General features: G+C 43.5%; 19 protein-coding genes. 6 read left to right on the forward strand and 13 right to left on the reverse strand.

Annotated elements, in window-relative coordinates; genetic code table 11:
- Positions 1-4 precede the first annotated feature (4 nt).
- Both ctaD and coxB read right to left on the reverse strand, forming a co-directional pair.
- A complete protein-coding gene (ctaD, locus tag A136_RS05730; protein WP_017064840.1) occupies positions 5-1,666 on the reverse strand; it encodes a cytochrome c oxidase subunit I in 1,662 nt (553 codons plus the stop codon).
- The gene (coxB, locus tag A136_RS05735; RefSeq protein WP_017064841.1) at positions 1,663-2,865 is read right to left on the reverse strand and encodes a cytochrome c oxidase subunit II; all 1,203 of its coding nucleotides are present in this window, start codon (positions 2,863-2,865) and stop codon (positions 1,663-1,665) included. The genes ctaD and coxB overlap by 4 nt, the downstream gene beginning before the upstream one ends.
- A gap of 454 nt (positions 2,866-3,319) precedes the next feature.
- Between coxB and A136_RS05740 the strand changes: the two genes are divergently transcribed.
- Positions 3,320-5,026, forward strand: coding sequence for a phospho-sugar mutase (locus A136_RS05740; RefSeq protein ID WP_017064842.1), 1,707 nt, complete (start codon positions 3,320-3,322; stop codon positions 5,024-5,026).
- Positions 5,027-5,133: 107 nt separating this feature from the next.
- On the opposite strand, the gene A136_RS05745 is transcribed toward A136_RS05740, so the two are convergent.
- From A136_RS05745 to yegD, 4 genes are all read right to left on the reverse strand, one after another.
- On the reverse strand, positions 5,134-5,766 hold the full coding sequence (locus A136_RS05745) for a LysE family translocator (RefSeq protein ID WP_017064843.1): 633 nt from the start codon (positions 5,764-5,766) through the stop codon (positions 5,134-5,136).
- A 150-nt stretch (positions 5,767-5,916) separates the two neighbouring features.
- Entirely contained in the window at positions 5,917-6,549 is a 633-nt protein-coding gene (locus A136_RS05750) for a fumarylacetoacetate hydrolase family protein (protein ID WP_017064844.1), read from the reverse strand.
- A gap of 348 nt (positions 6,550-6,897) precedes the next feature.
- On the reverse strand, positions 6,898-7,956 hold the full coding sequence (locus A136_RS05755; protein WP_017064845.1) for a porin: 1,059 nt from the start codon (positions 7,954-7,956) through the stop codon (positions 6,898-6,900).
- A 491-nt stretch (positions 7,957-8,447) separates the two neighbouring features.
- The gene (gene yegD / locus A136_RS05760; protein WP_017064846.1) at positions 8,448-9,800 is read right to left on the reverse strand and encodes a molecular chaperone; all 1,353 of its coding nucleotides are present in this window, start codon (positions 9,798-9,800) and stop codon (positions 8,448-8,450) included.
- A gap of 159 nt (positions 9,801-9,959) precedes the next feature.
- Between yegD and A136_RS22150 the strand changes: the two genes are divergently transcribed.
- On the forward strand, positions 9,960-10,268 hold the full coding sequence (locus A136_RS22150) for a DUF1289 domain-containing protein (RefSeq protein WP_081326290.1): 309 nt from the start codon (positions 9,960-9,962) through the stop codon (positions 10,266-10,268).
- Between the two features lie 134 nt (positions 10,269-10,402).
- Here the strand turns inward: A136_RS22150 and A136_RS05765 are convergent, their stop codons facing one another.
- A complete protein-coding gene (locus A136_RS05765; RefSeq protein WP_017061764.1) occupies positions 10,403-10,753 on the reverse strand; it encodes a HopJ type III effector protein in 351 nt (116 codons plus the stop codon).
- A gap of 194 nt (positions 10,754-10,947) precedes the next feature.
- Here A136_RS05765 and A136_RS05770 point away from each other — a divergent pair, with 194 nt between their 5' ends.
- Positions 10,948-11,607 (forward strand): PilZ domain-containing protein, encoded by a 660-nt coding sequence (locus tag A136_RS05770; RefSeq protein WP_017064847.1) that lies wholly within the window; start codon positions 10,948-10,950, stop codon positions 11,605-11,607.
- Between the two features lie 59 nt (positions 11,608-11,666).
- Here A136_RS05770 and luxQ read toward each other — a convergent pair whose 3' ends face one another.
- From luxQ to A136_RS05795, 5 genes are all read right to left on the reverse strand, one after another.
- The gene (luxQ, locus tag A136_RS05775; RefSeq protein WP_029235262.1) at positions 11,667-14,240 is read right to left on the reverse strand and encodes a quorum-sensing autoinducer 2 sensor kinase/phosphatase LuxQ; all 2,574 of its coding nucleotides are present in this window, start codon (positions 14,238-14,240) and stop codon (positions 11,667-11,669) included.
- Positions 14,240-15,334, reverse strand: a complete 1,095-nt coding sequence (locus A136_RS05780) for an autoinducer 2-binding periplasmic protein LuxP (protein ID WP_017064849.1) — start codon at positions 15,332-15,334, stop codon at positions 14,240-14,242. The genes luxQ and A136_RS05780 overlap by 1 nt, the downstream gene beginning before the upstream one ends.
- A gap of 308 nt (positions 15,335-15,642) precedes the next feature.
- On the reverse strand, positions 15,643-15,957 hold the full coding sequence (locus A136_RS05785) for a GIY-YIG nuclease family protein (RefSeq protein WP_017061768.1): 315 nt from the start codon (positions 15,955-15,957) through the stop codon (positions 15,643-15,645).
- Positions 15,958-16,614, reverse strand: a complete 657-nt coding sequence (locus tag A136_RS05790; protein ID WP_017061769.1) for a YceH family protein — start codon at positions 16,612-16,614, stop codon at positions 15,958-15,960. It lies immediately after the preceding gene.
- 56 nt (positions 16,615-16,670) lie between these two features.
- Entirely contained in the window at positions 16,671-16,871 is a 201-nt protein-coding gene (locus A136_RS05795; RefSeq protein ID WP_017061770.1) for a hypothetical protein, read from the reverse strand.
- 195 nt (positions 16,872-17,066) lie between these two features.
- Here A136_RS05795 and A136_RS05800 point away from each other — a divergent pair, with 195 nt between their 5' ends.
- From A136_RS05800 to A136_RS05810, 3 genes are all read left to right on the forward strand, one after another.
- Positions 17,067-17,381, forward strand: a complete 315-nt coding sequence (locus A136_RS05800) for a DUF496 family protein (RefSeq protein WP_004742367.1) — start codon at positions 17,067-17,069, stop codon at positions 17,379-17,381.
- Positions 17,382-17,578: 197 nt separating this feature from the next.
- The gene (locus tag A136_RS05805; protein WP_017064850.1) at positions 17,579-18,205 is read left to right on the forward strand and encodes a D-Ala-D-Ala carboxypeptidase family metallohydrolase; all 627 of its coding nucleotides are present in this window, start codon (positions 17,579-17,581) and stop codon (positions 18,203-18,205) included.
- A gap of 166 nt (positions 18,206-18,371) precedes the next feature.
- Complete coding sequence (locus A136_RS05810; protein ID WP_017061772.1) at positions 18,372-18,608, forward strand: hypothetical protein; 237 nt, start codon at positions 18,372-18,374, stop codon at positions 18,606-18,608.
- A gap of 31 nt (positions 18,609-18,639) precedes the next feature.
- On the opposite strand, the gene A136_RS05815 is transcribed toward A136_RS05810, so the two are convergent.
- Positions 18,640-21,204 (reverse strand): ATP-binding protein, encoded by a 2,565-nt coding sequence (locus tag A136_RS05815; protein WP_017064851.1) that lies wholly within the window; start codon positions 21,202-21,204, stop codon positions 18,640-18,642.
- Positions 21,205-21,449: the final 245 nt, after the last annotated feature.

Here is a 21,449-nt window from a genome sequence, read left to right on the forward strand (position 1 = left end):
CCCTCTAATCCACTTTCGGCGGATGGGTAAAGGTGTGGTGAGGCGCAGGGCTTGGTACTGTCCATTCAAGACCTTCAGCTCTATCCCAAGGCTTACTTGGCGCAGGCTCTCCCCCTCTTACGCACTTAATCGCTAGCCATAAGAAAATTAGCTGAGACAACCCAAACGCAAAACCACCAATCGACACGACTTGGTTAACGTCAGCAAACTGAATCGCATAATCAGGAATACGACGCGGCATACCCGCTAACCCTAAAAAGTGCATCGGGAAAAACAGTACATTAACTGAAATCACCGACGTCCAGAAATGCCACAGGCTGAGCTTGTGGTCGTACATATGTCCGGTCCACTTAGGCAGCCAATAATAGGCAGCAGCCATAATCGAGAACACGGCACCGGTTACCAGAACATAATGGAAGTGAGCCACAACAAAATAAGTATCGTGGTATTGGAAATCAGCTGGCACGATAGCGAGCATCAATCCAGATAACCCGCCAATCGTAAACAAAACAATGAAGGCAATCGCAAACAGCATTGGTGTTTCAAAGGTCAAAGCACCCCGCCACATGGTCGCTACCCAGTTGAAGACTTTCACACCGGTCGGCACCGCTATCAACATGGTGCAATACATGAAGAACAGTTCGGCAAATACTGGCATACCCGTGGTGAACATGTGGTGTGCCCAAACCAAGAATGACAACAGTGCGATACTACAGGTCGCATAAACCATCGAGTGATAACCAAACAGGCGCTTACCACTGAATGCAGGGATGATGGCTGAGACAATACCAAAAGATGGCAAGATCATGATGTACACTTCGGGGTGCCCAAAGAACCAGAATATGTGCTGGAACATCACCGGGTCCCCACCACCAGCGGCATCAAAGAAGCTAGTCCCAAAATACTTGTCAGTCAGTACCATAGTCACAGCCCCCGCGAGAACGGGCATCACGGCTATCAGCAAGAAAGCGGTAATTAACCATGTCCATACGAACATCGGTAGCTTGAACCAAGTCATACCCGGAGCGCGCATGTTCACTATGGTTACGATGACGTTAATCGCCCCCATGATCGAACTGATCCCCATAATATGAACTGAGAATACGAATAGCGCGGTACTGTCTGGGCCATAAGTTGTCGAGAGTGGCGCGTAGAAGGTCCAACCAAAGCTCGGGCCGCCACCCTCTGTAAACAAAGATCCGATTAAGATTAGAAACGCAAAAGGCAAGATCCAGAAACTGAGGTTGTTCATTCTCGGCAGCGCCATATCTGGTGCACCGATCATCATCGGAATCATCCAGTTAGCCAAACCCGTAAATGCAGGCATTACGGCACCGAATACCATGATTAAACCATGGACTGTAGTCATCTGATTGAAGAATTCTGGCTCAACGAGTTGCAAACCCGGTTGGAACAGCTCCGCACGGATCACCATCGCCATTGCGCCGCCCGTTAAGAACATTGCAAAGCTGAACCACAAATAAAGTGTACCAATGTCTTTATGATTGGTTGAATACAGCCAACGAGCCCAGCCTTTAGGTGCCGCATGTGAATCGTGATCATCAACAGGCAAATCATTATTGCCCAAGGTGCCTTCCGCAGAATGGCTCAGTACTTGATCTTCTGCTGGAGCCGATTTCACCGGCTTATTGATTGGTGAACTCATAACTGATCCTTAGCATCATTTTGTGCATCATCCGTTGAGCTTTCAGAACTGCCTTCTTGCTTCGCCTTATAAGCGTTGATATCTGAGGCCTGAACAATATCGCCGGTATCATTACCCCAAGCGTTTCGTTGATAAGTTACTACCGCTGCGATCTCTTTCTCGGTTAACTGATTATCGAATGCTTGCATCGCCGTACCGCCACGACCATAAACAATTGTGTCGATATGAACATCCACATCACCAAGGGCAATAGGACTTCCTTTGATGGCAGGGAATGCTCCAGGAATGCCCTCACCGTTTGCTTGGTGACAAACCGCACATCGAGTTTTGTAAACCTCTTCACCGATGGTATTCAACTCCGCCAAGGAAAGTGACGCACCTAATGCATCTTTTGCGGCTTGTTGTTCGGCTATCGCTAACTCTTTCTGCTCCGCTAGCCATGCGTCAAACTCATCTTCTTCCATGGCATGCACCACGATCGGCATGAAACCATGGGCACGACCACACAACTCTGCACACTGCCCTCGGTAAACACCAGGCTCATCTATCTTAGTCCAAGCCTCATTAATAAAGCCCGGAATGGTATCTTTCTTAACAGCGAATGCTGGCACCCACCATGAGTGAATCACATCATCGGAAGTCATCAAGAAACGGACTTTACGGTCAACAGGCAGTACCAGCGGCTTATCAACTTCTAGCAGGTAATGCGCGCCTTTCACTTCGAGGCCTTCAATCTCTTTGTCACTGGTCGCTAGAAGGCTGTAAAACTCGACGTCTTCACCAAAATAGCTGTAATGCCATTTCCATTGTGACCCGGTGATTTTAACGGTCAGATCTGATTGGGAGGTATCTTCCATCGCTATTAAGGTTTTGGTGGCGGGTATCGCCATAGCGATGAGAATGATGATAGGGATGATGGTCCAAAGAATTTCGACTTTCGTGCTTTCGTGAAAATGGGCAGCAACTGCGCCCTTCGATTTCCTGTGCCTCAAAATCGAATAAAACATCACACCAAAAACAACAAAGGCAATCGCACAACAGATGTAGAAGATCAGCATATGAAGTTCATACACCTTACCACTGATCTCAGTGACGCCTTGAGTCATGTTGTAATCACTGCTAGCGTGCACTAAAGGCGATACTAAAAGCACAACAAAACTCTTCAAAAGCCACGCTAGCCTAACCAGTAATCTTTTCAAAAGATCTCTCCTTGTCCTTCCTAATTGGATACTTGCGACCTAAATGTCGTTGCGAACTGGACAACATTCATTGTTATTCCGGCTACACATGAAAAGGCTGAATATCAATCTACAACTCACATGGAACTAGCCTGTGAGCAGGCTACTGACCTCATATAAACCCAAGAACTAATACGGTTCAAAAGCGTTGGAGGTTTCCATGAAAGATTCAAAAACGGCGAATTTGTTAAATTTTGTTATATTTATGTAAAAGGCTAGTTAGTGATATCCAATTATTCAAGGTAAGTTTACTTACTAAACAGTCAATTATTTGAAGTGGCTTAATCTACGTGCCCTCTTGCCGTTGGAATTTATTTTATATCGAGTTTTACGATTGCTTTCATGGAAATGAGAATTAATATCACTTAAATTAAATCAACGGTAAGTCATACAGACATTAATAGGTTTAGTGATTATGCAAGATGCAATGAATTGGTTAGCGAGAGACCCAGATCCAAGAACTCGTAAAGAACTTCAACACCTCATCGATGAGGGAATGCACGACGAACTTGAAGACCGCTTTACTCAACGATTAGAGTTCGGAACGGCAGGACTTAGAGGCAAAGTTGGATGCGGCCCAAATCGAATGAACCGTTTAGTCATACAGGAAACAGCAACCGGGCTCGGCCACTACTTAATCGAACATGTCGCTAATGCGACCATTCGCGGTGTGGTCGTCGGTTATGACGGCCGTTTAGATTCAAAGCAGTTCGCGATTGATACCGCTTCCGTACTCACGGCTTTAGGCATTAAGGTTTATCTAACCTCGAACGTCGCGGCGACCCCTATCGTTGCCTTTGGTATTGAGCACTTCAACGCCGCAGCTGCCGTTGTGGTGACGGCCAGCCACAACCCACCGGAATACAATGGTTTCAAAGTGTACTGGGAGAATGGCGCTCAAATCATTCCTCCTCACGATGCGGGTATTGCCGCTGAAATCGATATCGCATCGACCAAGCCGCTCCCTTTAATGAGCCTAAGTGACGCTGAGACGCAAGGTAAGTTGGTGTGGTTAACTGAAGGCTATTATCAAACGTACCGCGCTGCGATCAATCAGAGCCCATACGTGAGTGACGAGATCGAATCGGCGAACACCACCATCACCTATACCGCAATGCATGGTGTCGGCGCACAAATGGCCGAGGATCTACTTCACGATTCTGGTTTCCATAAGGTGTTCAGCGTCGCCGAGCAAAGAGAGCCCGATGGTAACTTCCCGACCGTCAACTTCCCGAATCCGGAAGAAAAAGGCGCGATGGATCTGGTGGTTAACTTAGCAAAAAGTGTCGATGCCGACATTGCTTGTGCCAACGATCCAGATGCAGACCGATTTGCGGTTGCAGTGAGAACAGATGATGGCTCATACAAAATGCTAACAGGTGACCAAGTCGGCGTGCTATTCGCTCATTATCTACTCTCAAAGCCACATACCAAAAACCAATTAGTTGGTAACAGTATCGTATCTTCAACATTGCTTGAAAAAGTAGCTCAATCCCACGGGGCGACTTATTTCCAAACGCTGACAGGTTTTAAATGGTTAGCGAATATTGGCATGCAATTGGAAAATGATCAGAACGACTTCTTGTTCGCCTATGAAGAAGCATTAGGCTACACAATTGGTACTCAAGTACGAGACAAAGATGGGCTGTCTGCTATTGTCGTGTTTGCTCAATTGGTTGAGGAGTTAAAATCTCAAGGTCGAACAGTTTGGGATCTTCTCGCTCAAATTTCATTTGAACATGGGGTTCATACCAACGCTCAGCGAAGTATTGCACTAGACCCAGATTCACCATCGATTGGTTCTAAGCTCCGCTCGGCACAGCCTAAAGCAATCAACGGTGTCGCTATCTCTGTAATTGAAGATTTGCAGTCTTCTTTACGCTTCGTCATTGGAGGCAATACTGAAGCCATTAACCTGCCTGCAAGTGACGTACTCATCTATCATCTCGAAGATGGTTCACGCATTATCGTAAGACCTTCCGGTACTGAGCCAAAAGTTAAGATCTACTATGAGACGGTGACAAAATTTGAAGGGACAGAAACCTACGAAGACACTCGCCTGCGCGGTGAGAAGTACATGGAGAAACTGATTGAACAACACCAACAAGAGTTGAATTCATAGCGATTTAGCGCGTTCAACATGTAACGGTTAAATATAAAAAATGGACGCTCGTAGCGTCCATTTTTGTCTCAGCGGCTAACCACGAGAAGATGTCTGATTTGATTCGTCTACGAAGTAAAGAAAGAAGACAACATCCAGATAGCTAACACGATGAAAACTCCGCCCATGACTTTCTGTTGATAGGTACGAAACTTCGCGTTTTCTACGAGAGATTTACCAATCGTACCCACTAACGCCACCAGCAAAAAGTTAAACGTTAAGCCGAGAACATTCAGTAATAAACCCAGAACAAGCATCTGCTGACCGGAAGTCGCTTCAATATTCGTCGACACAAACTGAGGCAGAAACATCACAAAGAAAACCAAGGCTTTAGGATTAAGCAGGTTACTGATTAGCGCTCTTTGATAGTAGGCTTTTGCAGCAAAATTATCGTTTAACTCCGGCGCATTACCCTGCTCTGTTCGCAGGCAATCCCAACCCATCTTCAACAAGTACGCGCCGCCTAACAAATGGAGAGCTTTAAGCGCTATTGGGCTCATTGCGATCAACGCTGATACACCCATGGCCGCTAATACTGTCAGAATGATTCCAGAAGTCGCATTACCTAGGCTTGCAAACACGCCGACCTTACGGCCATAGCTCATGCTTGAACTCGCAATCAGTAACATATCAGGGCCAGGTAAAAGAAGAAGTGCAACAACGGCAGTCAGGTAGACAGGTAAAATGGTTAAGTCGATCATGAGGGTCAGCATTGATAAAAACGGAGGCGGATTTTATATCAATTACTAACACCCTTCCAGATGCAATCAGTTGTTCGACGTTTATTTAATCGAATTAAAAACCAACATTAAGCGACAAAGCCAATTTATTAACTAAATAGAAAAGACTAATTAACTTGCTACCCATTCGATCTCAATCAATGTCGTATCGCCACACTTTAGGCGACCAAGGAAGATATCGCCTCGATGTACGGCCCCAACACCTTTTGGCGTACCTGTCATCACAACATCGCCGTCTAGTAAGGTGGTATAAGAAGACAGCTCTTCTAGGATAGTTTTTGGAGAGTAAAGCATCTGCTCAACATGTCCTTTCTGAACACGAACACAGTTAATAAATAATTCTAGGTTTAAGTCAGAGAGATCAAAATTATCAACGGGAACAAAGCGACTAAAGACAGCGGAACCATCAAAGGCTTTGGCACGCTCCCAAGGTAAACCTTTGGCTTTTAAACTGCTTTGCAACTCACGCTTGGTAAGGTCTAAGCCGAATCCCACAGCAGAGTATTCACCGTTTTCAACAATAAAACAGATCTCTGCTTCGTAGTGCAGCGCTTCTTGATGAAACGAAGAAAGAGAGGAAGTCACGCTGGTGCTTGGTTTATTAAACACCACCATAGAGTCAGGAATCGCATTGTTAAGTTCTTCAATGTGATCGACATAGTTACGCCCAACACACAGTACTTTTGTTGGGGTTGCTGTTCGTTTCGACTTCATCAATTGTTTCTGATCTACAACGCTGCTCATAGTTTATCCCTGAACTATTTTTAGAGAACAGAGTTTAGCGCATCATAAAATGAGAGTCTTCGACAAGATGATTACCGATCTCTAAATTCTGATCTTGAGCTCAATTCATTGATTTGAATGCTTTTAGGTAAATATCGGTGTATACCTCGACCGACCCAGCAGGAATAGAGTCATCGGCTTACATAAATTAGAGAAAATGAAACTAAAGTAGGCAGTTAAATTTGAAGAGCATTAAAACGAAAGAAGCCCTCTCAAACCAAAGGCTTGAGAGGGCTTAGCATGGTGTCTAGGACAGTATCCTAAAAGGTAAACTTAAGGAGTAAACACTATGATAAATAAGTCTGCGACTTATAGGTAGTAACGAGCACCAAGTAGCCACTGGTCATCAGCTTTTTCTTTGTACACGCCAGAACCTTGTAGGTCGAACTGGTAACCAGCAAAGCCTACGAACTGAGATGTGAAGTTGTATTCAGCTTGTAGAGCTGAAGTGCTGTATACAGTTTCGCTGTTCTTGTCGTCTTCTACCGCTTCGTAGTTAACGCTTAAGTTCAGACTGTTAGAAAGTGCGTAAGAAGCAAGTAATTCAACTGCAACTGTCTCTTCTAAAGCAACACCAGCGCTTGAGTTCATGTAGTTATTCATAGCATAAACACCAGCTAAGAATAGACCTTCAGAACCGTAAGAACCGTAAGTAGCACTCACTACGTTAGAATCAGCAGTTTTAGAACCACCGCCAATGTTACCAAATGTAACGTCACCAGTGTTGTATGCGTAGTTTGCTGTGAAATCAGCAATTGCGTAGTTCAATGCAATTTGAGCACGGTTACCGTATTTGTTTGTGTTTGTATCTGAAACTTTATCAGTCTTGCGGCCTTGCCATGCAACACCTACGTTTAGAGAACCAGCGTTACCAAAATCGATAGCATTGCCGTAACTCACCATCTCTTCGCCACGACCAGTACCTAGGTTACCGTGATCGTCGTAGATGAAGTCATTCGCGAATGCGATTGGCATATCTGCAACACCAGCAACGTTGTAGTATGGCGCCCATTGAGTACCAACAACACCACGACCGAAGTCTTCATGAGTTAGACCAATGTAGCCAAGACGAGTTGTGAATGACTCGTCGCCGCCGTCAAGCATGTTTAGCGCCCATTCGCCTTTAGCATCAGCTGTAAAGCCATTACCAAGATCGTGAGTTGCGCCGAAGTTGATACGTGGAGAAACTGACTCAACACCGATATCGTCTTCGCTGATACGGTCATCGCTGTTTACGTCACCAACTGCAACTGATACGTGACCACCAACAGAGAATGTTGTGCCGTCTTCGTTGTAAAGTTCTACTGCAACTGCCTGTGTACCAAATACTGCACCAGAAATTGCTAGCGCTAAAAGTTTCTTATTCATTGTCATATCCATTATGTAACTGGGTGAGTTATTCACTAACAACCTCGTGCTTACGGAGAAGTTGTTACCTGCATTTAACAAGTAGGCAAACACTAATATACGAATGACAAAAAAGTTGCATTAAAATATATAAAATAAAAAAAATCGCACTATAAAAAACAAAAATACCTTTTAAAACAGTTGATTAACACGACAATTTCTGGGGTCTCCTTTCATTCTTTGAGATAAATACTTTGATTATTTTTGATTTTATAATCACTAAAAAAGCATTAAAAATCTAAACCCAAGGTAACTCATCAGACCATCGAGAGGCTCGCCTTTGCCTTTGAAACATTTTGTAACACGTAGAGCTCAGCTGAAATATTTAGCTTTGTGAAACAAATCCCAATATGAGCTAGGAAAAATCGTTCAATAGAAAGTTCATTAGAGAAAAACAAAAAAAGGGCAACCAATCAGCGACTGGTTGCCCTTCATAACTCATCATTGAACTCTTATTTGAAGCAAACCTCAGCCCAACGAGCTAAACCTGCAGTTACTGAACCGAAGTAATTACCACTCACAATCGGTACATTCGGCACAGCTTGTTGTACGGCTTCACGCAGTATCGGTGAACGAGCGGAACCACCCGTCATGTAGATTACGTCTGGCTTTTTCTGGCCTTGTTGAATCGCTTCTTTAACCAACTCAATCATCTTAGACTTTGGTGTTTCAATCGCTTCAACCATCTGTTCGACTGAGATATCTACCTCGACCAGTTCAGAGGCAACATTAATCGCAGCACGATATTGAGGGGATTCTGCCAGCGCAATCTTGGCCTCTTCCGCTCTACGCACAATACCGTAACCCAAAGTGTCGTGATAAACCTTCATCAAACGTTCTAGCTTTTGAGGCTCTGACGCTTCTTTACGAAGTAATTTTAATGCCGCTAGGTTTTCTCTTGAATAGAAGTTCTTTTGAGCTTCAACATTATTAATCGCAATTGGGTTCCAGAATTGAGTCAGTGGCATATCAATACCCGAAATGCCTTTGCTGCCCATACCAAAAGGTGACATCAGTTGTTTGAATGCAAGATAGATATCGAGGTCATTCCCCCCTACCCTTTGCCCACTGTGTGCCAACAAGCTCTGGGTACGATCCGCTTTACCAGACCACGTTGGTCCCATTTCTAATAATGAGCAATCGGTGGTACCACCGCCAATATCAACAACCAATACTGTTTGGTTTTCAGTTAATGTGCTTTCGTAATCAAGGCCTGCGGCTACGGGCTCAAATTGAAAAGCGATATCAAGGAAACCGGCACGCTTAGCTGCGCGAGACAGTATGTCTTCAGCTTGTCTGTTCGCCTCTTCACCACCTCGACCGTGGAAGTTAATTGGTCGGCCGATAACAGCTTGCTTGATCTGCTCTTGAGTCGTGAGTTCGGCTTGATTCTTGATATTTGCCATCATGGCGCACACTAAATCTTCGAAAAAGCTCACCTGCACATCATGCAGTCCACTCGCGCCAAGGAAAGATTTAGGGGACTTAACATAATAAACATCGCGAGGGTCTTCTAAATATAAGTCCAACGCAGCCTGACCAAATGCCATGTCTTCTGGCACTAAGTCGATACTCTCTTCTCTGTTCAGCGCAATCGCACGTCGTAGTACTTGCTCACCGATCGCATCACTCGGCTTGATATTCAAGTGGCGGAATAGATGTTCAGAAACACTCTCACGAGTAGGCGCAAACACGGTTGAGGGAATATAGTGGTTGTTACCTTCTAGCGGTAACAGGCTTGGCTCTCCATTAACCATCGCCGCGACAGAACAGTTCGCTGTTCCATAATCAAATCCAATAAACATAATATCCCCCACTCAACAAAAGGGGCGAGATGCTACATGAAAAGCCTAAAAATTACGAGGTCATTTCTAAATTTAACTGAGTAATTTCTTAGCTTAACGGCTCTTCAAGAAGAAACAAATATGCTACATTTCAGCCCAAATGAATCACAGGTTAGAGAAATGAAAACACCTTGCCGAGCGGCTTGTAAAAATAATGGCGGAATGTGTAGTGGCTGCTTTCGAACAATGGATGAAATTATAGGTTGGAAAGGCTTATCTGAAGAAGAGCAAACGTCGGTTATGGATAATCTTAGTGGCGCGAGTTCGACTCACCAATGTCCACAGTGTAATGAGCCAGCTCAATGCGATATCAGTGCGGGCAAAGAGACGTGTTGGTGTTTTGAGTTAGAAAAACGAGATACTAGCGATATTCCAAAGGCTGGAGTATGTCTGTGCCGTAAATGCTTGTCTGCCCTGCCCGTTCAGTAGTTTAGAGCCCATTTAGTAAGTTACTGGATAGCAAGTTACTAGCCAGTTCAACATAGACAAAAAAAGCGAGAGGTTGTTTTCTCGCTTCAAAATACTGAGATTAAATTTCGACCTAATCGTTACCTGGTTAGTGTCTACTTCACTTTTGCAACCAGCGCAGGCTGAGAAAACTGGATACCATTCCAGCCATGAACCATAAAGTTACGAATATTTTGATGGTCGCTGTTCTCAGGAAAACCTAGCACGTCGTTACGATAAAATTGACCAAAACAAGCAAGTGTTTGCTCTGCTGATAGGCCTTGCTCTAAACCAAAAGCAAAAATCTTACACGAACCATTATTCTGCCCTGCAGCGTTCACTACCTCACCATTGCGAAATTCGCGCTCAGAAAAATCATAGTGAGCTTCGATCACTTGCATTGTATCTTCAAATTGCACGGCCTCTGGGGTTTCAGCCAGAGTATTCAATAAGGTTTCCAGTTCCATTTACTATTTCTCCATCAAGTATATATCTGTCAGCAGTGTATCTTGTTTTACGACAAGAGTAAGCCGTTGTTTACTTGAGATAGCGATTCACTTTTTTGTTGTACGCTGCTAATTACTTCAATGAAACTAATGACATAGTTTTATCAGGGCGTTATATTATTTTATCAAACGATTAACATTGTTCAGTAACGAATATGCATAAAGATAAAAACTTAGAACTGTTCAGATACCTAAAGCCAGGTACAAAAACAGCAGGTGTATTGGAATTTGGCCCAGACGACTCAATCCAGATCAGTACACTTTATATCGGACACAAAGAAGATCAGTACCTCATCCTAGAGCTTACGCAAAAAGCGACAGAAGCACTGACGCTGAGAAAGCTCACAAACGTTGATATTATTGTTCGTGCGATTACCGACACCGAACTTGGGCACATTGTCGCGTTCAAAACCAATGTACTGGCTCATATCACCTCTCCAGCACATCTAATCTTCCTTCGCCCACCCTCAAACTTTGCAAGCAAGCCTATTCGTGAACACGAAAGGTATAAAGTACGTCTCAGCTGTGAAGTCACTTTTGATACCTTGTCGCTGGATGCCACACTAGTCGACTTTTCAGCGTCAGGGTGCGGTATCTATCTTACCCAGCAATCAGATATTGATGTCGGCTGGAAGATAAAAGTCAATTCTGACTTAAATGAGTACTTAGATGACGATCTTGTCTACAAGGTGGTAAGTAAGAAAAGGCAAAGACAAGGCTGGCTGCTAGGTATCCAATTCCCTGAACACCTAGATATGAGTGATGAGTTGAAAACGCTGCTATTGGAACAAGCCTTTGTCGCTGGCTCGATATAAAGGCAGAAAATTAGTTACTTCTCTTCAACAGACTCCATTAAAGAGCACTAAGTTAAAGCCTAGTGCTCTGTGTCATTCCAGTATGAGTTTTTGAAATGAACAAACGCTTGGTGGAGCGACTCTTCTTTAATCGGCTTTACAATCACATAATTCGCCCCTGCGGCCATAAAGCTGTCTCTAGTTGACTCTTGAGCATCAGCGGTACACGCATAAATAGGGGCTGACACACCAATCTCACCTCTTAACTGCTGAGTGGTTTCAACACCACCGAGATTAGGGAGTTGGTTATCCATCAAGATCAAGTCATAGGTAATCGTCTTAGCCATCTCAATCGCTTCTAAGCCATCTTTTACCCAGGTGACGACCATGCCATATTTCTTACAGAAAGCCTGAGCAATAAAGGCGTTGGTGTGATTGTCTTCCACCAGCAACACATTCAAAGGTCGACTAAACAACGCCTCTGGCTCAACCTCAGCTTGTTGCTTAGCATCGACTAATAGCGGCTTGGCGTGTACGACTACAGGAATTTCTATCGTGAACTCTGAGCCTTGACCTATCACGCTGCGGACTTGAATGTCCCCTTCCAGCATATCGACCAGATTTTTTACAATTGTAAGTCCTAAACCAGTGCCACCATATTCACGAGTGGTGGTCTCTTCGGCTTGAACAAAGGGTTCAAAAACAGCATCAATTTTGCTTTCATCAATACCAATGCCAGAATCTTTCACTCGAACGATCAAGCTGGCGTGATCGGAGTTAAAGATACTCTCGAGCTCAAAGCTGACGGAGATACCGCCTTGATGAGTGAATTTAAAAGCATTACTCAACAGATTAAACATGATCTGATTGAGGCGTACTTGGTCGGTATTGATTTCAATGTCATCAACCAAGTGATTCACAATGGTAAATTCGACGGATTTATCTTCACACAGCGGTCGATAGATACTGTCTAAGGTATTAACTAACTCCCCTAAACGGAAGTCTTTCTTTTGAATATTAAACTGCCCTTGCTCAATCTTTGAGAAGTCCAAGATATCGTTAAGTACCGCCAGTAAATGTTCCGCACTATTACACAGTACATCCACCTGCTCGCGATTATCTTCATTGTGCATAGAGCGCTTGAGCAGCTGAGACACACCGAGAATACCGTTGAGCGGCGTGCGAATCTCATGACTCATCTTAGCTAAGAAGTCTGCTCGCACATTCGCAAGATGCTCAGCTTCTTCTCTTGCTCGATCAGCCTGTCTTTCCGCCTCGATTAGCTTAGTAATATCTTGCCCTTGTACCACCACTCCTGTGATGCCGTGTTCCACGCGAATAGCAGACATGTTCCAACGAAACACCTTTTCACCAATGGGTACGTTAATACCCGTCAGTTTAGAACCCTGAACCACCATTTGAATATTAGGCAGCATTCGCTGCTCAAACTCTTGGGCAATTGGACCATAATTGTCATCAGCATCGAACAACGCCATGCGAGCGGCGGGGTTCATCTGAATCAAATCGCCTTTTTCAGACCAAACTAAGATAGGCGAATGAGCAAAGTTAAAGAGATCTTGGAATTTTTGATTCTGTTCAGATAAGCGCTCAAAGGTGTCTTCAAGAGTACAACCAATATGATGAAATTCGAAAATGTTAGAGCCATCGAACTTGTTGTACTCTTCGCTAGCACTTGCCGAACGAGTAAAGTCCATTAGCTTATCAAGCTCGGCTGAGACTCTCTTTTGAATCCAAGTTCGAGCAAAAAAAGACATCAATATGATCACCACAATCACCACGATGATCGCACGCTGATAATTCTCTTCTAACGCAATGAAATTATTATTTTTTTGAACAGCTCGAATGATTAAAGGAGTTTCAACAGCACTAATCTTAATGGTTGCGATGGTAACGAAATGACGCGGCAACTGTTCGTACATTTGGTAATTGAGGATGTCAGTAATGGTGTAGCTTTCATCACCACTGAATGTCGATGTCACCGGTGTACCGTGCGCTTCAATCACGATATTTTCGCTATTACTGCCCTGTTGGATTGACTCAGCCAAAGAGAAGTTGTTGTCAAGCACAATGGCGATATAGAGTTGACCAAGGACTTCCCCAGTAGCGTTATCAACAATAGGGGTACGGCGAGCCAACAAGTGACGCTTACCTATATCTGTCCTCAGTTTAATAAAATGCCAATTACTGCTGAACGAAACCTCATCAGAAATATGCTTTAAGTTGGACTCATCCAAACCATAAAATTGACTGTTGCCGTCTTCCCAAGCCAAACCATCGTGGGTTGAGACAAAGCGTAAATCTGGTGCATGATCCGGTTCACGTTGGTCAACACCAAAGAAAAAGTAGCTCAGAGTCTCGTCATTACCCGTATCAAAATACTCTCTGAGAGTTTCACTGTGTGAGCTACTGTCTTGATGGATTTGCAGCACCGACAAACGATAATCAAACATGTTTTGGATCAGGCTTGAGGTTTGCTGTACCGTTCGATTCGTCTCTTGCTGTACGATATTACTGCTGGTTTCATAATTATGAATAAGCACGCCAAGTGCCATCACGCCTATCACCAAAATAACGATACGCGTAATGAGTCTAGCTAAAGTGTTTCTAGGTGTACTGGCGTAACTTTTCTTCATTAGTGACCTGAGTACCTAAATGCTCGCTGTTTAAGTTCTGAAATACGTTCTGGGGAATCTTCCTTGGTGACAATTTCAAATTCACCAGAGTAAACGGTAGGCACTTCCAAACCGGCTAGATCCCACTTGATCGCCTCTGCCATTGCAATGCCTGTATCGTCGTTCATACGCATGACAGTAACATCTAGGTCGCCCCTTGCAATGGCTTCAAGTTCAGCCGAGCCGCCTCCCCAACCATTCACTAAGATGTCTTGGCCCGATTCACGAATCGCTTCCATTGCACCGAGAGCGACATCCGTTGAACATGCATAGATAAAGTCTAGATCCTTATCGTTCTCTATGCTGATTTTAGCCGCTTGGTAGCCACTGTCTTTGTTTGATTTTGTGTAAAACGAAGACTTAAGGGTAAAGTTGGTATCCGTATTCACTTCATGGATAAAAGTATCTCCACGCGCATCACTGATATAGCCTTGTGAGTAATACAAAACAGAATACTTACTGTCTGGCGGACTTACTTGTTTAAAATAGTCCGCCAGTTTTAAACTGCCTGTCGCATGGTCAAAACCCACATACATAAATGGCTGTCTATCTGCCCAAGCTCGCACTGGCGTCGTGATATTTTGAAGAATCAGTTTGGTGTCTGTAGAGGTCAACACGTGCTCGATAAACTTGCGGTGGCGCGTGGTATCTAGCGTGAAAATCAAATAATCCGTCTTGTTTTCAATCGCTTCTTGCAACGAAATACTCTGCTGCGCGAGATCGGCATTAATACGGGTAAATACTTGATTTATTTGGTAGCGGATCTTCAGCCTATCGAGACGCTTCTCAAAAGCTTGAATATTACGAACCCAGTAGTCGGAGATCTGTTGGCCCGGATACACAACCGAGATCGTGATAGGTCGATCTTGAGGTCGCCTCAATGGCACAGGATGGTTTTGCACTGCTTCGACCATTTTATCGGTCAATATTTTTTGTTCTGGAAACTTGGAAAGATAATCTTGGTATTCCCAGTACCCATTGAGGACATGAGTACCATGGGAGAGAGCGGACGCAGAAAATACGGCAAGTCCAAACAACATCAGTAAACGTTTCATATTTTTCTCGTTTTATATGAGCTACTTTGGCTCATTTTTTAACCTAGCATGACACCATCTCTTTGTATGGCTAATGGATATTATGTAGGACAACGATGATAAATGATAGCGTCTAACACTAATTAGAACGACATTCTAAATGAGCAATATGTTAATTTGGAATGGAGATTAAGAACATCGAGTTAAATTATGATTTCAGCCCATTCACGGTAAGAGTAATTACCATTTAAATTCATAAGCTTAGCTAGAGCCGATATAGCTCCTTACACTATTAAGATTTAATCAATAACAAACATTTTAGCTATGAATTATGAGACTTCGATATATTGAATTTTGTCTTTTTGCCACTCAATAATCAGTTTGAGTGATACCAGTTTTTCTTTGCGGGATTTGGGCAACTGCTTGATCGCGTATTCGGTTTTCAACGCCTCACTTTTTGAGCCAACACCAAAGCTCCAAACCAGCTTAAGTGGGCCTTTACCTTTTAAAGCTTTGGCGCCTTTACCGGTTTGATGTTGTTCAAATCGACGTTCTAGATTGTTCGTCACGCCACAATAAAGGGCATTGTGACGATTGCGGATCAAGTACACGACCCAATCCGCATTTTTATCAGCATCTGACATTTAAAGCAGTGATTCAACCAGAGCCTTAAGCTCTGCCACTTCTGCTCGTAGGCTTGCAACTTCAGACTCAAGCTCTTCAAACTTTTCACTCGTTGCAGAGGGGGCAGCCGCGCTTACTGATGCCATCGCAAACGCTTCAACGTCCACTTCACCGCTCAACAAATGCTGGTAGCGTGATTCACGTTTACCCGCTTCGCGTGGCAGCTTCACAACCAAGGCACCTGCTTCTCTTGCAGCGAGTTTGTCTAATGTTGCTTCTACTTCTTTCACATCACTAAAGTTTGCAAGGCGACCCGTTCGAGTACGAAGTTCACCGGGTGTTTGCGCACCGCGCAGTAACATACAGCAGATGATTGCACGCTCTTGCTCTGTAAATTGCAGATCGCCGAACTCAGTGTTGCAGAAACGATGCTGATACTTATTAACACGGCTATTGAAGCTGCTCTCATCACTCACCATGCGACGTCCGATTAAACCATCAACTGCATCTAAAACATCTGACTCAGAAAGAGAGAGAACAGGTTCACGGTTACTCTTTTGATTGCATGCCGTGGTTAAACTGTTCAGTGTCAGTGGGTAATGATCGGGAGTAGTGACTTCTTTCTCGATCAAACAACCGATAATTCTCGCTTCAATTGGGGAAAGTACTGTGTTCATCGTTTTTCCTTTTTATTATTTTGATAATTCCATCTCAACACCTAACAATGCAGTAACTAGTGTTCAGACAAAATTGGTACTCGTTTCTTTCTGCCCTGTTCATCAATCATTATGATCTTAGAACGGTTTAGCTCTATTTCCACGACTTCCAAATAAGTACGCTCTTGTACATACGCATCACGAAGCTTGTTTTGTTCTGCTGAAGATTCAGTGACATTCTCGTCCAATTCTTCGTTTTCCAATTGTTGTTGATTCATTTCACATTTCGTATCAATGCAGTATCTACATGGGATACTAACTTGAACGGTAAGATAAAAACAATCACACATCAGCGAGAGTGACGAATAATTAAACAACCTTACTTTTGCTTTGATCTAAAGACTGTTACATCATCAATTGATGTGCTTTAATCAGAAGCAGACAACGTATTTGACGAATAGGAAAAGGAATCTATGAGCAGCGTATTTGAAATTGTTAACCAAGCACGACGTAAGAACAAACTTAAGCGTGAACTTTTAGACAACGAAAAGAAAGTTCGTGACAACCGTAAGCGTGTCGACCTTCTTGATAACCTACTTGATTACATCAAGCCAGAGATGACCCACGACGAGATCCTAGGCATTATCAAAAATATGAAAGCTGACTACGAAGACCGTGTTGATGACCACATCATCAAGAGCGCTGAGATTTCTAAAGCTCGCCGTGACATCAGCCGTCGCATTCGTGAACTGACAGAAGAAGACAAGCAAATCCAAGGTAAGAAGTAATCTAACCTCGCTAATTTACTTGTAACAATGTTAGTAACCCACTCTTAGTAGTGGGTTTTTTTTACCTAAACTCCAGCGTCTATACTTAAGCATCTAAACCTAACCGTCTAGGCTTAAGCGTACCTAAGCAAAATGAATGAAACTCAACAGCAGTATCAAACTAAATAACGAGTGTACACTAGCGATGGAGAGACTTTATGTACGGAAGTATTCTGATAACCTTGGCGTTATCAACGACACAACCTTACCCTGAAAAATTTGAGAAACTTTATACCGAAGAAACCGAAATCACTTATGACGATCTCGTGGTCGATGTTCATGGCTACAAGGTTCCGACCCGATCAGCATTTCGAGGTTGGATGCTCCTCAATCACGCTCAAGACCAAGTGAGAGCAATCGGACAACAACTCAAGGACAATGGCGTTACTCAGAGCATGCCTCTGCATCTCGTTCTATTGCAAGGGACGGATTGGGCAATGAGTAATACAACCTTGTTTACCCTCCCAAATAAGAAACATGTGCCAAACATGATCAATACCCTGAAGTACATACAACAATATATTGAGCCTGAAATCGGTGTTGTTATACCAGTATCTGGAGAGCGAACCGATATCTACAATCAACAAGCTGGTGGTGCACTGCGAAGTAAGCACTTAGAGTTTTGTGCCTTAGACCTAGTGCCTGCAAATGACATTACTCGCGAAGATCTACACGTGAAACTTAAAAATATTCATTCGGAATTCGGGCAAAAAAATAATGTTGGGCTTGGTTTATATTCAGGTGTTCGATTCCACATCGATACTTGTGGGTTTAGACAATGGTAAAGAAACACGATCAAGTCATAAAGACTTGCAATTCGCACGTGTCACTTAGACTCTAAAAACAAGCGAAATTACATAAGATTATGATTTTAAATGTAAATTAAAACTGGAACGCTAATTGATATTAATAACAAGTATCATAATTATTAATAGCAATTAGGAATTCAATATGAAGACGATGACTCAACGCTTTCAAACTCTGCTTTCTGTTTCAAACTTCAGTCTAGCTATCACAACCTTGCTTATGCTTCTCAGTATTATTGTTGCTTATCCAATGGCCGATCACTTCTCACTGCCAATTCAAATCGTCGCCCACATCAGCACCATCTTAGTCGCAGCCTTGCTGAACATCAGCTATGTCGGTCGTTGCCTTGCACAATACAACCTTGGATTGGAAGTTCGTTAAGTAGCGCCGCGCTAGCCTTGATACGGGAGCCCTAGACAATATCAAGGCTACTGAAAAGATCGTACAGCTGGTGAGATTTATAGGGTTTAGGTAAGTAGGCGTTCATACCGGCTTCAAAACAATCTTTGATGTCTTCTTCTAGAACACTGGCGGTTAAAGCTATGATGGGTAATGGTGCGGCTTGTTGATCGGCTTCCCACTGACGTATCGCACGAGTCGCCGTTATGCCATCCATAACAGGCATCATGCAGTCCATTAAGACTGCATCAAACTGAGCACCCTGGGTGATGACATCCACCGCTTCTTGGCCATTACTGGCAATCAAATATTCATAACCCGCTTGCTCAAGGAAGAAGCTCGCTATTTTTTGATTCATCAGATTGTCTTCAACGATCAAAATGCGTCGATTCAGAGAGCGAACTTCTTCATCTTTTGCTTCCACTTGAGGCGTTTGCTCTTCGCCCACATCGAGAGATTGTAAGCTGGTTAAGAAACGTCGGCCCAAGAATGGCAAGGTATGAGTCGAGTGGACCGTTTCTCTGATTAGGTTGGTTTTAAATAGGTGATGCTGACAAACGATGACGCGAGCAAGAGGATATATCACCTTCAACGTCGCAAGATCTTTTTCCATAGAGTGGTGCAAGGTATGACAATAAAGTATGAAGTCACTTTCTTTTACACTTTCACTAAGGGCAGCAATGGATGACACCACATTGGCTCGAACATTCAAACGCTCACACTCTTTAACGAGCTGATCGAGGTAATTGAAAGAGTTCGAGATGATGGTCGCTCGGCTCAGGTTATCGAAAGTTTGAACAGGCGCTTCTACAACATCGACATACAAACAAAAAGTGAATGTAGAGCCCTCTCCTTTCACTGAACGCGCGGTAATGTAACCACCCATCAAATCAACAAGCTGTCGACAAATCGCAAGCCCTAACCCCGTACCGCCAAATTGACGGGTAATGCTGCCATCTTCTTGAGTGAAAGGTTCAAATATGGACTCTAACTTCTCGGGCTCAATCCCAATCCCGGTATCAGACACGCTGCATTCAAGCTTGCCCCTGCCCATAGACATAGGTGTATAAGCAATGTCAGTTGTAATTGTGCCCTTAGACGTAAATTTGATGGCATTAGAAAGCAGATTGGTCAGCACCTGTCTCACGCGGTACTCATCGAAAAACAGTTGTGACGGCGTTTGATAATCGATATTGATGTCGAGCTCAATATCCTTACTTATCGCTTTCGACTGAATCACACTCACAGAGTCATAAACCGCTTCTCGCAAATCAGCATTGTGTGGTGACAACATCAAGTTACCCGACTCGATTTTAGACAGGTCGAGTATGTCATTCAGCAGCACCAGTAAAGAGTGAGAGGACGATTCGATATCCCCCAGTACTTCTTGTTGATTTGGGCTCAGTTGGCTTTGAGATAAGATCTCAGCCATGCCAATGATCCCGTTAAGTGGCGTGCGTATTTCATGTGACATATTTGCTAAGAATGCGCTTTTGGCTTTGTTAGCCGAAATCGCGTCTTCTTTTGCTGTTATCAACTCTTTGTTGTGCAGATAGTTGCGTTCCATCACTCGATTTAGGGTTTCAGTGAACTCGGCAAGCTCATCGTTCCCTTGGATACGAATCACCTTTGGCTGGCCGTAGCTATCAGCGCATTCCGACACACCTTTCAAGATAATCGACAGGTTTCTGTTTAAGCGCAGAGATGTCGCAACCCCAAGCCACATCAAAACACCAGAAGCGATGAGTATAAGCAACGTCATGACCAAGGTTTGCCTTTTCTGCAACGCGATATTCTTGGTCAGTTCAAACTGTATTTGATTGGTGTAAGCGCCAATCGCGTTTGAAATAGCCCGTTTTTTAACCTCTAAGCTTTTCAAGTGTTGATATATTTCGGGTGATGAAAAGTCCCCTTTGAGGATTCGAGATATAAATTTGTCTTGAAAATCATCTTTGGCGACCGCGTTTAGCAGTTGCCTAATTTCAGGTGAACGAGTATCAGAGCGGAAAAATGTATCAAGCAACTGTTGCTGCCTCTCTAGCGCACCTACATAGCTCAATAAATATTGATTTCTTAGCTCGGGCGAGCGATACAAACTGAAGCTTAACCACGCTTCTCTCTGAGTCCAAAACACATAATGCGTAAGATTGATAAACATCGCTTCCGCTTGACCAATATTGCCATCGACTAAAGCCATGCGATATTCCGACAGCTCCATCAGCACGTCTTTTAACAAGTCGAAAGCGCGCTCTGTCAATTTTCTGCTGTCTGTCGTTTCAGGTGTACTAGCTAGGATCATCAACAACTTTTTCAATTCAGCTAACTGAGGGTCAATACTCCAATTGCTGTCGAACCGTTGAAGTCGCATTCCATACTGAGTCAGTCTATCCAGTTCTGATTGCAGCTTTAAAAGCAGCAGCTCTTTCTCTGGAGAGTCATTAGACAGAACCAACCATCGATAAGCATCGCTTGAAACGGTATTAAAAGATTGAAGCGCTTCAACCTTAATACGAGTTGTTTCAAGGTGATTCATCTTCTTATCGTTCTTGAGCACTTCATTGACTGTAAAACCAAACATGATGAATACAGAAACCGTGGAAAGAAATATAAGACGCCATCTAATTGACATGTTTATCATTTTTATAACGACTCCCTTCCCGAAAGTAATTTTACCTAGCCCAAGTTAAGAATAGGACATTAACAGGACTTATTGATCAAATTGGATATGAACAAACGATACTCTGAGCCCAGAACGGTAAATTATGATCAACTTACCTCCATGTTTAGGCTTTAAAGGGGGGCTGTTACTTAAACAGATAGAGT

This window comes from Vibrio crassostreae 9ZC13, from assembly GCF_000272045.2.
In the GTDB taxonomy this organism is placed as follows: domain Bacteria; phylum Pseudomonadota; class Gammaproteobacteria; order Enterobacterales; family Vibrionaceae; genus Vibrio; species Vibrio crassostreae_C.

Bases quoted from the DNA above. Each gene is read 5' to 3' on its own strand.
- luxQ (WP_029235262.1), bottom strand. From the start codon at position 14,240: ATGAAGAAAAGTTACGCCAGTACACCTAGAAACACTTTAGCTAGACTC.
- A136_RS05810 (WP_017061772.1), top strand. From the start codon at position 18,372: ATGAAGACGATGACTCAACGCTTTCAAACTCTGCTTTCTGTTTCAAAC.
- yegD (WP_017064846.1), bottom strand. From the start codon at position 9,800: ATGTTTATTGGATTTGATTATGGAACAGCGAACTGTTCTGTCGCGGCG.
- A136_RS05745 (WP_017064843.1), bottom strand. From the start codon at position 5,766: ATGATCGACTTAACCATTTTACCTGTCTACCTGACTGCCGTTGTTGCA.
- A136_RS05740 (WP_017064842.1), top strand. From the start codon at position 3,320: ATGCAAGATGCAATGAATTGGTTAGCGAGAGACCCAGATCCAAGAACT.
- A136_RS05795 (WP_017061770.1), bottom strand. From the start codon at position 16,871: ATGAATCAACAACAATTGGAAAACGAAGAATTGGACGAGAATGTCACT.
- A136_RS05770 (WP_017064847.1), top strand. From the start codon at position 10,948: ATGCATAAAGATAAAAACTTAGAACTGTTCAGATACCTAAAGCCAGGT.
- A136_RS05805 (WP_017064850.1), top strand. From the start codon at position 17,579: ATGTACGGAAGTATTCTGATAACCTTGGCGTTATCAACGACACAACCT.
- A136_RS05790 (WP_017061769.1), bottom strand. From the start codon at position 16,614: ATGAACACAGTACTTTCCCCAATTGAAGCGAGAATTATCGGTTGTTTG.
- ctaD (WP_017064840.1), bottom strand. From the start codon at position 1,666: ATGAGTTCACCAATCAATAAGCCGGTGAAATCGGCTCCAGCAGAAGAT.
- A136_RS05755 (WP_017064845.1), bottom strand. From the start codon at position 7,956: ATGAATAAGAAACTTTTAGCGCTAGCAATTTCTGGTGCAGTATTTGGT.
- A136_RS05780 (WP_017064849.1), bottom strand. From the start codon at position 15,334: ATGAAACGTTTACTGATGTTGTTTGGACTTGCCGTATTTTCTGCGTCC.
- A136_RS22150 (WP_081326290.1), top strand. From the start codon at position 9,960: ATGAAAACACCTTGCCGAGCGGCTTGTAAAAATAATGGCGGAATGTGT.
- A136_RS05750 (WP_017064844.1), bottom strand. From the start codon at position 6,549: ATGAGCAGCGTTGTAGATCAGAAACAATTGATGAAGTCGAAACGAACA.
- A136_RS05765 (WP_017061764.1), bottom strand. From the start codon at position 10,753: ATGGAACTGGAAACCTTATTGAATACTCTGGCTGAAACCCCAGAGGCC.
- A136_RS05785 (WP_017061768.1), bottom strand. From the start codon at position 15,957: ATGTCAGATGCTGATAAAAATGCGGATTGGGTCGTGTACTTGATCCGC.
- A136_RS05815 (WP_017064851.1), bottom strand. From the start codon at position 21,204: ATGTTTGGTTTTACAGTCAATGAAGTGCTCAAGAACGATAAGAAGATG.
- A136_RS05800 (WP_004742367.1), top strand. From the start codon at position 17,067: ATGAGCAGCGTATTTGAAATTGTTAACCAAGCACGACGTAAGAACAAA.